Annotated in this window: 13 protein-coding genes; 12 read left to right on the forward strand and 1 reads right to left on the reverse strand. The window is 59.8% G+C overall.

Going from position 1 to position 15,055, the window contains the following annotated elements:
* Positions 1 to 105 precede the first annotated feature (105 nt).
* The 8 genes from LVW35_RS02280 (at position 106) to LVW35_RS02315 (ending at position 8,678) form a co-directional block, all read left to right on the forward strand.
* Entirely contained in the window at positions 106 to 462 is a 357-nt protein-coding gene (locus tag LVW35_RS02280) for a YceK/YidQ family lipoprotein (protein WP_233893516.1), read from the forward strand.
* Positions 463 to 604: 142 nt separating this feature from the next.
* Positions 605 to 2,362, forward strand: a complete 1,758-nt coding sequence (locus LVW35_RS02285; RefSeq protein ID WP_233893517.1) for a carbamoyltransferase family protein — start codon at positions 605 to 607, stop codon at positions 2,360 to 2,362.
* Complete coding sequence (locus LVW35_RS02290) at positions 2,346 to 3,476, forward strand: glycosyltransferase (protein ID WP_233893518.1); 1,131 nt, start codon at positions 2,346 to 2,348, stop codon at positions 3,474 to 3,476. The genes LVW35_RS02285 and LVW35_RS02290 overlap by 17 nt, the downstream gene beginning before the upstream one ends.
* Positions 3,476 to 4,372: a GNAT family N-acetyltransferase gene (locus LVW35_RS02295; RefSeq protein ID WP_233893519.1), complete on the forward strand. Its 897-nt coding sequence runs from the start codon at positions 3,476 to 3,478 to the stop codon at positions 4,370 to 4,372. Before LVW35_RS02290 ends, LVW35_RS02295 begins: the two co-directional genes overlap by 1 nt.
* Positions 4,369 to 5,778, forward strand: a complete 1,410-nt coding sequence (locus LVW35_RS02300) for a PIG-L deacetylase family protein (protein ID WP_233893520.1) — start codon at positions 4,369 to 4,371, stop codon at positions 5,776 to 5,778. Before LVW35_RS02295 ends, LVW35_RS02300 begins: the two co-directional genes overlap by 4 nt.
* Positions 5,778 to 6,734: a glycosyltransferase family protein gene (locus LVW35_RS02305; RefSeq protein WP_233893522.1), complete on the forward strand. Its 957-nt coding sequence runs from the start codon at positions 5,778 to 5,780 to the stop codon at positions 6,732 to 6,734. The genes LVW35_RS02300 and LVW35_RS02305 overlap by 1 nt, the downstream gene beginning before the upstream one ends.
* A gap of 51 nt (positions 6,735 to 6,785) precedes the next feature.
* Entirely contained in the window at positions 6,786 to 7,547 is a 762-nt protein-coding gene (locus LVW35_RS02310; RefSeq protein WP_233893523.1) for a glycosyltransferase family 2 protein, read from the forward strand.
* Positions 7,548 to 7,592: 45 nt separating this feature from the next.
* Entirely contained in the window at positions 7,593 to 8,678 is a 1,086-nt protein-coding gene (locus LVW35_RS02315) for a glycosyltransferase (RefSeq protein ID WP_233893524.1), read from the forward strand.
* Here the strand turns inward: LVW35_RS02315 and LVW35_RS02320 are convergent.
* The gene (locus LVW35_RS02320) at positions 8,667 to 9,233 is read right to left on the reverse strand and encodes a toluene tolerance protein (RefSeq protein WP_233893525.1); all 567 of its coding nucleotides are present in this window, start codon (positions 9,231 to 9,233) and stop codon (positions 8,667 to 8,669) included. The two genes, LVW35_RS02315 and LVW35_RS02320, sit on opposite strands and share 12 nt — an antisense overlap.
* A gap of 148 nt (positions 9,234 to 9,381) precedes the next feature.
* On the opposite strand from LVW35_RS02320, the gene LVW35_RS02325 reads away from it, so the two are divergent.
* The 4 genes from LVW35_RS02325 to LVW35_RS02340 all read left to right on the forward strand — a co-directional run bounded on the left by LVW35_RS02325 (position 9,382) and on the right by LVW35_RS02340 (position 15,040).
* Entirely contained in the window at positions 9,382 to 10,560 is a 1,179-nt protein-coding gene (locus LVW35_RS02325) for an O-antigen ligase family protein (protein WP_233893526.1), read from the forward strand.
* 9 nt (positions 10,561 to 10,569) lie between these two features.
* Positions 10,570 to 12,378: a lipid A export permease/ATP-binding protein MsbA gene (gene msbA, locus LVW35_RS02330; RefSeq protein ID WP_233893527.1), complete on the forward strand. Its 1,809-nt coding sequence runs from the start codon at positions 10,570 to 10,572 to the stop codon at positions 12,376 to 12,378.
* A gap of 309 nt (positions 12,379 to 12,687) precedes the next feature.
* Positions 12,688 to 14,112, forward strand: a complete 1,425-nt coding sequence (gene hldE / locus LVW35_RS02335) for a bifunctional D-glycero-beta-D-manno-heptose-7-phosphate kinase/D-glycero-beta-D-manno-heptose 1-phosphate adenylyltransferase HldE (protein WP_233893528.1) — start codon at positions 12,688 to 12,690, stop codon at positions 14,110 to 14,112.
* Positions 14,105 to 15,040: an NAD-dependent epimerase/dehydratase family protein gene (locus LVW35_RS02340; RefSeq protein WP_233893529.1), complete on the forward strand. Its 936-nt coding sequence runs from the start codon at positions 14,105 to 14,107 to the stop codon at positions 15,038 to 15,040. The genes hldE and LVW35_RS02340 overlap by 8 nt, the downstream gene beginning before the upstream one ends.
* The last annotated feature ends 15 nt before the right edge of the window (positions 15,041 to 15,055 follow it).

Genomic DNA, 15,055 nt, shown 5'->3' on the forward strand with positions numbered 1-15,055 from the left:
CTTACGCCGAAAATCGGCGTTTGCGCCCTGGGTCATCAGCCTTGGCGATGTTAGCGTGGCCTACCGTGAAAATAACAATGGCTGATGGGGCAGAAGGAGTGGTTCATGAGGATCAGGTCGAAAGTCTTGTGGCTGGTGCTGTGTCTTTTGCTCGCCGGCTGCGGAACCATCAATACGGTGTTCCGTCCAGATGCGGTGACCAGTCAGAACCTCAAGGATTCACGCAGCCACTGCGAAAACGTGCCGCGTGTCTACAGCGGAGTGATCTATGGTTTCTGCACGCTCAATGGCGAACCTGCGCCGGACAAAAGCTTGAAGGACAAAAGCCTGATCGACCATGGCGGGAGCATGCTACCCATTGTCGCGGTCGAGTTTGTCGCCTCCGGCGTGCTGGACACGCTGGTGCTGCCCTATACCATTTACCGCCAGAGCCAGGACGGTAGTATCGAGATCTTCCGATGATCCCTCTTGCTACTTGCCGCTAACAGCTCCCCCCTGCTTTTAAGCTATAATCCCGCCCTTTAGCTGTTTCCTGCCCAGGCAGGAGGCACACTTTTTTCAGGCGCAACCCGCCTGCATGCAGACTAAAAGAGGCTAGACCCCTGTGGCATTGACGATTCTTGGCCTGTCCGGCGCCCTTAGCCATGATCCTTCCGCAGCCTTGTATATCGACGGCAAGCTGATCGCGGCCGCCGAAGAAGAGCGCTTCGTACGCGACAAACATGCAAAGAACCGCATGCCCTACGAATCGGCGAAGTTCTGCCTGGAGCAGGCCGGTATCAAGCCTTCCGACGTTGACGTGGTGGCGATTCCGTTCGCCCCGATCAGCTTGTTCGGCGAGGCACGCTGGCACTACGCCAAGCGTTACTGGTACGCCCCGGACCGCGCGCTCGACGCGATCCTGATGGGCAACCGTCGCTACAAGCGTTATCGCAACAAGATCGTCTGGTGTCTGGAACAACTGGGCTTCGATCCCAAGAAAATCAAGATCGAGCCGGTTGAACACCACTTGGCCCACGCTTCCAGCGCTTACCACTGCTCCGGCTTCCAAGAGAAAACCGCGATTCTCGGCATCGACGGTAAAGGTGAGTACGCCACCACGTTCTTCGGCTATGGCGAAAACGGCAAGATCCACAAAATCAAGGAATTCTACGACCCGGACTCCCTCGGCGGCCTTTACGGCGCAATCACCGAGTTTCTCGGTTTCGAGATGCTCGACGGCGAATTCAAGGTCATGGGCATGGCGCCGTATGGCGATGCCAGCAAGTACGATTTCTCGCGCCTGGCCTCCTTCGAAAATGGCGAGCTGGTAATCAACACCGAATACGCCAACGTCATCGGCCTGCGCCGCTATAAAGAGAAAGGCAAGGGTTTCTACTTCTCGCCAAAACTGATCGAGTGGCTGGGGCCCAAGCGCGAAGGCGATATCGCCGACGAGCCGTACATCCATTACGCCGCCAGCATGCAGGCGCTGTTCGAGAAGCTGGCGCTGCAGATGATCGACCACTACCTGGGCGACATCCTGAAAGACACCGGCAAGCTGGCCTTCGCCGGCGGCTGCGCACTGAACGTCAAGCTGAACCAGAAGATCATCGCCCGCGACGACGTGAAAGAGCTGTTCGTGCAACCGGCGTCCGGCGATGCCGGTACGGCGGTCGGTGCGGCGGCCTACGTGTCCCACGCCCGTGGTGTACCGGTCGAGAAGATGGAACACGTTTACCTCGGCCCGTCCTACAGCAACGAAGACGTGATTGCCGCGTGCGCCAAGCACGAGAGCAAGCCGAACTGGCGCAAGATCGAGAACATGCCGCAGCGCATCGCCAAGATCATGGTCGATGGCAACCCGGTGGCCTGGTTCCAGGGGCGCATGGAGTTTGGTCCACGTGCATTGGGTGGTCGTTCGATCATCGGTTGCCCAAGTGCCACTGGCGTGGCTGACCGCATCAACCACCAGATCAAGTTCCGCGAGCGCTGGAGGCCGTTCTGCCCGTCGATGCTCGACACGGTGGCTCCGCAGATGATCAAGGTCGATCACCCGGCGCCGTTCATGACCTTCACTTTTGAAGTGTCTGAAGAGTGGAAAACCCGCGTGCCGGAAGTGGTCCATGAAGATGGTACCTCCCGGGCCCAGGTGCTCAAGCGCGAATACAACCCGCGCTACTACGACATGATGAAAGAGTTGGAAGTACTGACCGGTAACGGCGTGTCCCTGAACACCTCGCTCAACCGTCGTGGCGAAGCGATGATCTGCTCGCCGACCGACGCACTGAACATGTTCTTCGGCTCCGACCTGCAGTATCTGATCATGGAAGACATCCTGGTCGTCAAAGACGGCGTGGACCCTTATGACGCGCTCGGCTGACCGCCACGTCCTGCAGTTCTGCCACGGCTATGACGGGCCGTTCCTGGACTGTGCGCGGCAGTACGCCAGTCTGTTCGCAGGGTCCGGCTACAAGGTGACCACGGTGTTCCTCACCGGGGTTGCCGACCCTGAAGTGGCGGCGGGTTGCGCCAGTGATGAGGTGTTGTTCATGGAGTTCAGCTCGAAGGCCATTCGTGGCCTCAAGCTGGGCGCCATCGCCGAGATGCGCAAAATCGCCGCCTCTCGCGATTTCATTTTCTGCATCGCGCACCGCGCCAAGCCCATCTATGTCGCGCTGCTCGCCACGCGGTTGCAGGTGATTGGTGTGCACCATGCCTTTGGTGACTATCAACGCCGTGGTCGCCGGCTGTTTGCCTCGATTTTCCGCAAGCGCCTGAGCTTGCTGGCGGTTTCCGATGCCGTGCGCGATGACATCCGTCGTTGCCTGCCGAAATGGCCGGCGGCGCGTATCCAGACCTTGTACAACCGCATCGATGTCGAAACCCTGCAAGCCCAGCAGGTGTCCAGGGATGAGGCGCGGGATGCCCTCGGGTTGTCGCCGGACGAATGGGTGGTCGGCAATGTCGGTCGCCTGCACCCGGACAAGGACCAGGCCACGCTGCTCAAGGGCTTTGCCTTGGCGCTGGCGCAGTTGCCGATTGAAAGTCGCCTGGCGATCCTCGGCACCGGGCGCCTGGAACAAGACCTGAAGGAGCTGGCCCGGGAACTGGGAATCGCCGACAAGGTATTGTTCCTCGGCCAGGTGCCGGGGGCGCGCCGTTATTTCCGCGCGTTTGATGTGTTTGCGTTGAGTTCCGACCACGAGCCTTTCGGCATGGTACTGCTGGAGGCCATGGCGGCTGGCCTGCCGTTGCTGGCCACGGCCTGCGGCGGTGCGAAAGAAGTGGTCGAAGGCGTCGGTATCCTGTTCCCGTTCGGTGACGCCGAGCACCTTGCCCAGGGGCTGCAGCACCTGGCAGCGATGGATCAGCATCAGCAACGGCAGTGTGCCGAGATGATGCTGGAGCGCCTGCATGCGCGGTTTTCGGATCAGGCGGTACGCGATACCTTCTGGCAACTGCCGCACGTTATTGAACTGACCGCGGGGGCTTGATGCTCAATCGATTCCAAGGCTGGCGCGAGCGGGGCTGGTCCGTCGTTGAGGCACCTGTCTACAGTGACGCCTGGCAGCGTTTTGGCGGCAGCGTCGCAACCCACCCGCAAGTGATCGAGCGCCTGGCAGGCCTCGCTGAGATTCCGGTGCGTTACCTGGCCTGGGAACACGCCGGTGAATTGCAAGCATGCATTGCGACCTGGGGGCGAGACCTGGCCTTGTCCAAGGACGTGCTCAAGCAGCGCGGCAAAAAGGGCTTGTTCGATCTGGGCAATGCTGAATTGATCCTGCCCGCTGCGCCTGCGGCTCAGGTGCCGTTGCGGCACCGCGCGCGTTACCTGTCGATACTGAACGAAGGCCGTTTCAGTGGCCTAAAGCCCCAGGCCGAGCAATTGGCGATGGCGCGCACCCCAGAAGAACTGTCGAAAAAATTCCGCTACAACCAGCGCCGCGAACTGCGTCTGCTGGAAGAGGCCGGTGGCGTCGTGCGGCCAGTGAGTGAGTTTTCCAGCCCTGAACTGGCAGCGATCTACTGCGATTTGTTTTTGCGACGCTGGGGCTTCGTCGCCACGGGAGCAGAGCGTATGGCTGAAGTCATCGAGCTGTTGCGCGAATGGCTGATCGGCTCGGTGATTTTCCTCAATGATGCGCCGATTGCGGTCCAGCTGGTGTACCGGGTCGAGTCGCCTTCGTTGATCAGCGTGGAATACGTCAACGGCGGCGTGGACCCTGAAACGCGTGCCTTCAGCCCGGGCAGCGTGCTGAGTTTTCTGAACACCCAGAGTGCCTGGGCGCAGGCGCGTGAAGCCGGTAAACCGCTGCGCTTTTCCTTCGGGCGTGCCGACCGTGAATACAAGGACCGTTGGTGCAACCCTGTACCGGTGCTGACGGTATGAGCCGCAAACAGCAATTACTCAAGCGCCATCGACGCAACAAGCGCGTCGGTCTGTTGATTGGCTTGGTGCTGCTGGTGGTGATCGGTGTCTGGGTGGCCTGGTGGTTGCCGTTGGTGCTCGGCGTGCTGGCGTGGATCGCCCATGAGGCGTGGTTTGCCGATCATTTGTTTTATGCGCCCAATGAGGATTATCAGTATCGCTTTTCGGCGGATGCCGAAGTGGTGGGCGTTCGTCTCGACGGCGGACGGCTGCTGCTTGACTCGCCGCTGGACGCGGATACGACGCTGGTGTTGGCGATCCGGGTCAGAAGCCGTTGGTTGGGGCGCTTCCTGGACCCTGCCGTTGAGATTCTGGGTGGCGTCAGTCCCGATCGACAGGCATTCGAGCGCGGTGTGAATGGCGTTCGCTATCTCAACCTCAGTGGCTTGGCCCTGGCTTTGTCGGCAGGCGAGCTGCAGTTGCGCACACGTTATTGCCGGTTGCTGGATGCACCCCGTTTGTGGTCCTGGGCGACGCCTGATTACTCGGCGCAACGGGTGATGGTCATCGCCCCCCATGCTGACGATGCGGAACTCGCCGCTTTCGGGCTCTACGGGCGGGCCGACAAACCCTGGGTCGTCACCCTCACCGCCGGTGAAATCGAAGCTGAACACTATCAGCAAATGGGCCTGGACCCGGTCGAAGCGTCACGCATCAAGGGGCGTCTGCGTGCCTGGGACAGCATCGCCGTACCTCGCTGGGCCGGGGTGCCCGAGGCGCATTGCGTGCAATTGGGTTACTTCTGCCTGCAATTGCCGGCAATGCGCGCGACGCCGGATCAGCCGGTCGCTTCGCGCGAAGCGAACCTCTCGGATATCCGCCTGTTCCGCCGGTTCAACCCGTTTGCGCTGCCCGCTGACCAGGATGGCCTACCCACCTGGAACAACCTGTTGGCCGACTTGCGCCAATTGCTGCTCACGGCACGTCCCGAAGTGATTGTATTACCCCATCCGGTTCTCGACCCTCACCCGGACCACATCTGTGCGCAACAAGCGGTCGCCGAGGCGCTGCAGGGGCTGGAATGGCAACCGACCACTGTGTTGGGCTACGCCAACCACCTGCATGACAACGACCGTTGGCCCATGGGCGATGCGGGGGCGGGCATTGCGTTGCCACCGCAGTTCGACGATGGGATGGAATTGACGCCGTGCAGTCTATCGCTGTCGCTGGAGGAGCAGCGGGACAAGGCCATGGCGTTGGGGATGATGCATGATCTGCAACCGGCGCCGCCGTTCAAGCGTCGTGTGCGGCGCTGGCTGCAGCGTTTACTGGCGGGGCGCGCGCCGTCGCCATACGGTGAGAATGAATTTTTCCGTAAAGCCGTACGACGGCATGAGTTGTTCTGGCGTTTGGGAAAGGAAAAGTAATGAAAGTCTTGTTTCTGGTGCAGAAAGAACAGCGCGCCATCCTGGACCGTTTGTACGAAGGTGTGGCCGAGCATTGCGACTGTGATATCCGCTGGCTGAGCAGTGACGAGCAACGCAACCTGCGCGGTTACTTCCGGCGCGAAGTCGACGTGACCCGCTACGATCGTATTGTGTTCTTCCTGCGCTTCAAGCAGGAAATCCGCCAGGTCGCGTTTATCCGCACGATCCCGAACCTGGTGATCCTCGAGCACGATGCTTATCAGAACTATATTCCCTGCAAGTACACCGGCAAGTTCAGCGCTCATTACCGCCGCTTGCCGTGGGCGCGGGTAATCAGCTCCGGCCATATGGTGACCGAGCGCCTGCGTGCGGAAGGCTTTGACGCGGTTTTCGTGCCCAAGGGCTATGACCAGGCGCTGCTGCAGCCACAGGACCGTGAGCGCGATATCGAACTGGCGTTTGTCGGCAGCACCAATAGCGTGGCCTATAGCGGTCGCAAGGCGTTGCTCGATGAATTGTCACAGGTGGAGCCTCTGGTCGTAACGCGCACCAAGTCCGGTGAAGAGTACTGCGCGACGCTCAACCGCATCCGGTTTTTCGTCAGTGCCGATGTGGGCATGGGCGAGTATATGATCAAGAACTTCGAAGCCATGGCCTGCGGCTGCGTGCTGCTGGCGTTCGACCAAGGCGCTGAGGAAAACGCGGCACTCGGGTTCAAGGACATGGTCAACGTAGTGTTCTACAGGGACATCCCGCACTTGCAGGAAAAGCTCGCGGTGTTGCGGTCCAACCCGCAACTGGCCGTCGATATTGCCCGCAGTGGGCAGGACCTGGCCGTCAGCCAGTTCAGTTTTGCGCGTATCGGCGAACGTATTGTAGAAGTGCTTCACCCGCCTCTGCGACCGCGCGCGCCATTGAGACTTTTGGAAAGGTTGCGTCTGAAGCTGGGCGTTTGATATCGGCTAAATGGCTGCGGATGATAGCCATATGATATTATCGAGGCTTAAATGCGGTTCTCTGATCAAAGTGACATAACGCTTGTAGTCACCAGCTGTGGTCGTTTTGACCTGCTGGAGCGTACGCTCAAGAGCTTTGACCTTTTCAACACCGCAGATATACGCGAAGTCTTCATTACTGAGGACTCCGGTGATGAAGCGGTTCGCCGCGCAATTCCCGAGCACTGGAACAGTCATTGCACTTTCTTTATCAATCGTCCAAAGCTTGGGCAGCTGGCATCCATCGACTTGGCATACGGAGCGGTCAAGACGTCTTATATCTTTCATTGCGAAGACGATTGGGCGTTTTATCGACCAGGGTTTGTCGAGGATTCCAAGACCGTACTCGAGCAGCGCCCGGATATTCTTCAAGTCTGGTTGCGCAACTACGTTTATGACCTGCAGGTGCACAGCCCCTATATCCATCTGGGGCCACGCGAGCTGATTGGTGGCGTGCCTTGCTATTCTTTGTTGTCTGATAAGCCGGAGTGGCAGGGATTCTCCTTGAACCCGGGCTTACGGCGCATCAAGGAATATTGGTTGTGTGCCCCTTATGCCGGGTTCGGAGGGGAAAAAGGGCTTTCCAAGCGTTACGCGCAGCTCAACCTGGCCGCTGTGACGCTGGAAGGCGATGCGGTCTTGCATACCGGTTTCGGTTTGCATGTGGCCACGGCGTCGGAGCGTTTGCACAAGGCGAGGCGTAAGCGACGAGAGCGAATCAAACTGGTGTTCGCGCTGGTACTGGGGGCCGCAATCGGCTGGTTGATCGGTTAGTGACACGCAACAAGCCAACACCCTACCGCAAAGGTCATTTTTTCGATGAGTATCCTCAACATTATGTGGGCCGGTGGTGCTGCATTCGCTTCGGTGCAGAAGGTTCACCAGCAGATACTTTCCCACGCCGTCACCCGTGCACCGATTGACACGTGGTTGCTTCAAGGCAGTGCGCCCAGCGGTGAGCAGGCTGTCGAATGGAAACTTTCTTCTGCCCGGTTAAAAGGCCGCCACCTCTGGAAATTGATGACGCCGTGGATACGTGCGCGTTTTCAGAAGGCGCTGCCTGAAAATCTTGAAGTTGCATTGCTGGATGGCATTGGCGTCGCGCGGGTGATGTTGCCGGTACTCAAGCGCTTGCCGCAGGTACGGGTGGTTGTGGTTTTTCATGGCGCCACGCGTTTGCGTCGGGCTGATCAGAAGCTGCTTGAGCAGTTTTCAGCCACGCAATTGACGCTTGCGGCGGTGTCAAAAACCCTTGCACAGTCCCTTGAGCGCTACTTGAAACGGCCTGTGGAGGTGCTGCGCAGCGCCTTCGACCCCGACGCGTTCCGCGCGGCGACGCTTGCACGCGAACAGGCGCGTGCTCACCTGGGGCTGCCGTTGGCAGGCTGGCCGGTGGTGGGCGCAGTAGGTCGTTTGGTGGATGGCAAAGGGTTTGGCTGTTTGCTGGAGGCGTTTGCCAGTGTCTTGGCTCATCAACCTGATGCGCGCCTGGTGATCATCGGTGAAGGCTCGGCACGGGCAGCCCTTGAAGCGCAAATCGAACAACTGGGCTTGCAGGGCAGGGTGTCGCTACCGGGTCATCTGCCCGAGGCGGCGACGCTGTATCGAGCGTTTGACTGGGTGGCTATTCCGTCGATGCAAGAAGGTCTGGGCCTGATCCTGCAAGAGGCCGTGATGGCCGGTGTGCCTGTACTGACCAGCGAATTGGAGGTATTTCGTGAACAGTTGGCAGATACCGGCTGGTACGCTACTTCCAGCGATGCGCAGGCCTGGGCCCAATTGATGGAGCGAGCGTTCGCTGCCTCGTCCCACGACGTGCTGGCGGCGCAGTCGCGGGCGTTGGCGCCGGAGCAGGCCTGGAAGGATTTCAGCGAAACCTCCCGGCGCCTGTTTTCATGCCGCTAGCAGTGCCTGCTCGAGTGCCTGCATCGGAAAGCGTTCGTTCAGCTTCTCGCGCGCAATATAGCGTGCGAAATGTTGCAAGTTGCGTCGCGCGAGTTCCGGGTTCAGCGGTGCGCGGAAAAAGCGCATATCGGCCACATCGATCAATCCCATTTCATTGTCCGGCGTGACGACAATGTTGCCCAGGTGCAGGGAGCGGAAGTAGATGCCCGCGCCATGCAAGCGGCGGATAAAGGCCACCAGCGGGTCGAGATTCGAGTGCCAGTCAAAGCCTTCTTTGTTGGAAATCTGGCGCAGCGTTTCGCCGGGCAGCGGGCGATACAGAACGGCCGTCATGCCCGGCGCAGCCAATTGATAGAACGCAAGTACCGTCAAGGTGGGGATGCCACGCTGTTGCAGCTGTGCCACGTTGTCGATGAATCGCTTGGAGTAGGGACGAAACAGCGCCGACGAAAAAAGGCGCTTGCGGCGAAACAGTTTAAGGATGTTCCCGTCTGCCAACAGGTAGACTTTGGGGCCGTAGCTGTCCTTTTCGAGGACCTTGGCACCTTCAATCATCGCGGTTAAATCGGCTTGGGGAAGCCTTGAACATTGCATCGTCGGAAAGCCTTGTGGGAGTCGCGGGCACAGTGATCGGCAATAATGCCGAAAGTTTTGGGTTTTAACCATGCCGGGTTGGCGGGTTGGACGTATTCAGGAGCGGGTGATGCAAGCAAGTCGTTGGGCGCAGGTATGGATGATTTTCGGATTACTTTGGTTTTTGCTGGCGATTGCCTTTGCCCCGACCAATAAGATTTATCAACAAGGCTTGACGCTGTTTCTCTGGTTGCCGGCCATGGTGTTTGCCTGGTCGGCGCGTGAGCGACTCAAGGAAGTCTGGCGCGAACAGCGCTGGATATGCCTGATGATTGCGGCGTTGGCAGTGTGGGGCGCAATCAGTTTGCTGTGGACCAATGCCGAAGACCCTTCGCGCGAGGCCAAGCGCCTTCTCTATATAGGCGTGTTTCTGCTGTTTTTCCCGGTGTTCGCCTGTGGTCAGGCCGAGCGAACCATTCGTGTGATGCAGTGGGGCGGTTTCGGCTTGGCCCTTTCCTCGCTGTTAGCGATCATCAAGTTTTATGGCGTTGAGCATAATGCCTGGTCCGCCCGCCTTGAAGGGTTGGGGCAGCTGGCGCACCCGATTCTGGGCGCCTATGTGATTGGTCTGGCCGCCACCTGGTTGCTGCATTGGGTACCGCGTGGGCGCTGGATGCAGGTTGCATGGGTGCTGTCCGTCGGGTTTCTTGGGCTTTTCGTTGTGCTGAGTCAAAGCCGCGGTGCTGCGTTGGCCTTGTTGTTGACGGTTGTGGCAATGCCGCTCTGGTGCCGTGACCGACGGAGTACCGTGCTCGCTGCTGGCGCTGTTCTGGCGGCGGCTGCGGTGTTTTTCGCGATGGAATCATTGATGCTGGCTCGCGGCGTTTCTTATCGCCCACAGATATTCATGGCTGCCGTCCAGATGGTTTCCGAGCACCCTTGGACCGGCTTGGGTCTGGGGGGGGATTACAGGGTGTTCGCCGATAACCTCTATTTCGATCACGCCCATAACCTGTTCTCCCATGTTGCCATCGAGCTGGGCCTGCCCGGCCTGCTGTTGTGGTGCGGACTCTGGTTCGGCGTGTTGTGGCAAGCCTGGAAGGCTCGCGACACGCTCTACGGCAAGGGCATCATCGGTATGTGGGTGTTTTCGTTCCTGGCCATGCAGTTCGATGCGGCCAGCTTGACGGGCACCCCACGTGCCGAGTGGTTTATCTCATGGCTGCCGATTGCGCTGGCCAGTGTCTTGGTCTGGGCTCGGGCCAACCCCGACGCATGTGATAAAGTTCGCGTCCTACCCAATCAGTGAGCTCGACACATGAGTGACGCACCGCCCAAAGCGGACCAGGAATCCAGCCTGAAAATTTATTTCAGGCTGCTGGGCTATGTGAAACCGTACATCGGCATGTTCATGCTGAGTATCTTGGGCTTCGTGATTTTTGCTTCCACCCAGCCGATGCTCGCCGGGATCCTCAAGTACTTCGTGGATGGCCTGAGCAACCCCGACGTGGTGTTCCTGCCCAAGATCCCGTTGTTCAAGGACCTGAAGCTGCTGATGGCGGTGCCGCTGCTGATCATCCTGATCGCCGCGTGGCAGGGCCTCGGCTCGTTCCTGGGCAACTACTACCTGGCCAAGGTTTCCCTGGGGCTGGTACATGACCTTCGGGTCCAGCTGTTCAACAAGCTGCTGGTATTGCCCAACCGTTATTTCGATACGCACAACTCCGGTCACCTGATTTCGCGCATCACCTTCAACGTGACCATGGTCACCGGCGCCGCCACGGATGCGATCAAGGTGGTGATCCGCGAAGGCCTGACGGTGGTGTTCCTGTTCGGTTACCTGTTGTGGATGAACTGGAAGCTGACCTTGGTGATGCTGGCGATCCTGCCGCTGATCGCGATCATGGTCGGCAGCACCAGCAAGAAATTCCGCAAACAGAGCAAGAAGATCCAGGTAGCAATGGGCGACGTCACCCACGTGGCTTCGGAAACTATCCAGGGTTACCGCGTGGTGCGCAGCTTCGGCGGCGAAAGCTACGAGGAACGGCGTTTTGCCGCCGCCAGCCAGGGCAACACCGACAAACAACTGCGCATGAACAAGACCGGCGCGGTCTACACGCCGATGCTGCAGTTGGTGATCTACACCGCCATGGCGGCACTGATGTTCCTGGTACTGCTGCTGCGTGGTGATGCCACGGCGGGTGACTTGGTCGCCTACATCACTGCTGCGGGCCTGCTGCCCAAGCCAATCCGCCAGTTGTCGGAAGTCAGCTCGACGATTCAGAAGGGTGTCGCCGGTGCCGAAAGTATTTTCGAACAGCTGGATGAAGAGCCGGAAGTCGACGGCGGCACCGTGGAGCGTGATCGTGTCAGCGGTCGCCTGGACGTTCGTAACCTGAGTTTCACCTACCCAGGAGCCGAGCGCGAAGTATTGAAGAACATCAGCTTCACCGCAGAGCCTGGGCAGATGATTGCCCTCGTCGGACGCTCAGGCAGCGGCAAGTCCACACTGGCCAGCCTGATCCCGCGCTTCTACCACCACGAAACCGGAGAGATCCTGCTGGACGAGGTGGAGATCGAAGACTACCGCCTGCGCAACCTGCGTCGGCATGTGGCTCAGGTGACTCAGCACGTCACGTTGTTCAACGACACAGTCGCCAACAACATCGCCTACGGCGACCTGGCGGATGCGCCGCGTGAAGACATCGAGAAAGCCGCCACCGACGCCTATGCCATGGACTTCATCGCCGAGCTGCCAAAGGGCCTGGACACCGAAGTCGGTGAAAACGGCGTGCTGCTCTCCGGCGGCCAGCGCCAGCGCTTGGCCATCGCCCGTGCGCTGCTCAAAAATGCCCCGCTGCTGATCCTGGATGAGGCGACTTCGGCGCTCGACACCGAGTCCGAACGCCATATTCAAGCCGCGCTGGACAAGGTCATGAAAGGCCGCACTACGCTGGTGATCGCGCACCGACTGTCCACCATCGAGAAAGCCGACATGATTCTGGTGATGGACCACGGTGAGATTGTCGAGCGTGGTACACACGTGGAACTGCTGGCCATGGGCGGCTATTACTCGCGCCTGCACGCCATGGGCCTGGATGAACCGGTAACGGCCAACATCACCTGATACACCGGGACGCGCAATGCGCCCCGGTAGTTTTATCAAGGCCCTTACAGGCATTGATCACTGCCAAGTAAATTTGTTGCCTGCGGTTCATTGTGTTGGCCTTCTCGATCCGATTGACGACTGAGAGGGCTAACCTTCTTGCGTGGGTAATGGAATGTTGCAACGTCTGTTCGATCACATTACCAGCGACCCTGTTTAAAAAACGATCAGATTTTTCCTGTGATGCCTCCCGGATAAAGCTCTCGGGCTTGGCGGCGCTCACCCTGTGCTAATATCGCGCCCCTGTTCATTTTGTATGTGGGTTGCTCCATGAAGTTGTCCATGCCGCGATTCGATCAAGCCCCTGTCTTGGTGGTCGGCGATGTCATGCTCGACCGTTACTGGCATGGCGGTACCTCACGGATTTCCCCTGAGGCGCCGGTACCGGTAGTCAAGGTCGAGCAAATCGAAGACCGTCCAGGCGGCGCTGCCAACGTTGCCCTCAATATTGCCGCCCTCGGCGCTCCGGCCTCCCTGGTCGGCGTGACCGGCGACGACGAAGCCGCCGACAGCCTGGCCAACAGCCTGCGCGGTGCTGGCGTGCGCGCGCTGTTCCAGCGCATTGCCCATCAGCCGACCATCGTCAAGCTGCGGGTCATGAGCCGTCACCAGCAACTGTTGCGTATCGATTTTGAAGAACCCTTCGCCACCGACGCCCTGGCCCTGAGCGGCCAGGTCGACGAGTTGCTCGAAGGCATCAAGGTGCTGGTGCTGTCCGACTACGGCAAAGGCGCCTTGAAGAACCATCAGGCATTGATCCAGGCCGCCAAGGCCAAGGGTATTCCGGTATTGGCCGATCCCAAGGGCAAGGACTTCTCGATTTATCGTGGGGCCAGCCTGATCACGCCCAATCTCAGCGAGTTCGAAGCGATCGTCGGCGGTTGTGTCGATGAGCATGACCTGGTGACCAAAGGCGCAGCGCTGATGGCCGACCTCGACCTGGGCGCCTTGCTGGTGACCCGTGGTGAGCATGGCATGACCTTGCTACGCCCTGGCCATCCGGCGATGCACTTGCCGGCACGTGCCCGTGAAGTGTTCGACGTTACCGGCGCCGGCGATACCGTCATTTCCACCCTGGCTGCCTCGATTGCAGCCGGTGAAGAACTGCCCCACGCCGTGGCCCTGGCCAACCTGGCGGCGGGCATCGTGGTGGGCAAATTGGGTACTGCGGCCATCAGCGCGCCTGAGCTGCGCCGTGCGATCCAGCGTTCCGAAGGCTCGGAGCGCGGCGTATTGACCATCGAGCAACTGCTGCTGGCGATTGACGACGCCCGTGCCCATGGCGAAAGCATTGTGTTCACCAATGGCTGCTTCGACATCCTGCACGCCGGTCACGTGACGTACCTGGAGCAAGCGAGCGCCCAGGGCGATCGCCTGATCGTGGCGGTCAACGATGACGCCTCGGTCAGCCGCCTCAAAGGCCCTGGTCGTCCGATCAATAGCGTCGACCGTCGCATGGCCGTTCTAGCCGGTTTGGGCGCCGTGGACTGGGTGATCAGCTTCCCTGAGGCAACCCCGGAAAACCTGCTGGCTCAGGTCAAGCCGGACGTGCTGGTCAAGGGCGGTGACTATTCCGTCGAGCAAGTGGTTGGGGCGGATATCGTCAGCGCCTACGGCGGCAAGGTCAAAGTGCTGGGTCTGGTCGAGAACAGCTCGACCACCGCCATTGTCGAGAAGATCCGCAACAATGAGTAATGCCGATAAGTGGGTCCTGATCACCGGCGGCGCCGGTTTTATTGGTTCGCACCTGGTCGATGCGCTGCTCTCCAAAGGCTATGGCGTGCGGGTGTTGGATAACCTGTCCACCGGCAAGCGCAGTAACCTGCCGCTGGGCAATCCACGCGTCGAACTGCTTGAAGGTGATGTGGCCGATGCGGCGCTGGTTGCTCACGCCGCTGTAGGCACAACGGCAGTGGTGCACCTGGCGGCTGTAGCTTCGGTGCAGGCGTCGGTGGATGACCCAGTGAGCACGCACCAGAGCAATTTCGTCGGCACCCTGAATGTCTGCGAAGCCATGCGCAAGGCGGGTGTAAAACGTGTGGTGTATGCCTCCAGTGCTGCGGTGTATGGCGACAATGGCGAAGGTGCCTCGATTGACGAAGAGACCACCAAGGCACCGCTGACGCCCTATGCGTCCGACAAGCTGGCCAGCGAGTATTACTTCGACTTCTACCGCCGCCAGCATGGCCTGGAGCCGGTGATCTTCCGCTTCTTCAATATCTTCGGGCCGCGCCAGGACCCGTCATCGCCGTATTCCGGCGTGATCAGCATCTTCAGCGAGCGCGTGCAGCAGGGCGTACCGATTGCCGTGTTTGGCGATGGCGAGCAAACCCGTGATTTCATGTACGTGGAAGACCTGGTGGACGTGTTGGTGCAGGCCATCGAAGTGCCGGTCGCGCCGCTGGGCGCAATCAATGTGGGCTGGAGCCGCACCACTACGCTCAAGGATGTGCTGCAGGCGTTGGAAGCAATCGTTGGCAAGTTGCCAGCGGTGACTTACGGGCCGGCACGCTCTGGGGATATCCGGCACTCGCGGGCGAACAACCAGCGCTTGGTGACGAGCTTCACGCTGCCCGACCCCACACCGTTGAAGGTAGGCCTGGAGCGTCTGCTCAAAGGCTGACGCGATTTGTAGTGA

This window comes from Pseudomonas sp. HN11 (genome assembly GCF_021390155.1).
GTDB lineage: Bacteria > Pseudomonadota > Gammaproteobacteria > Pseudomonadales > Pseudomonadaceae > Aquipseudomonas.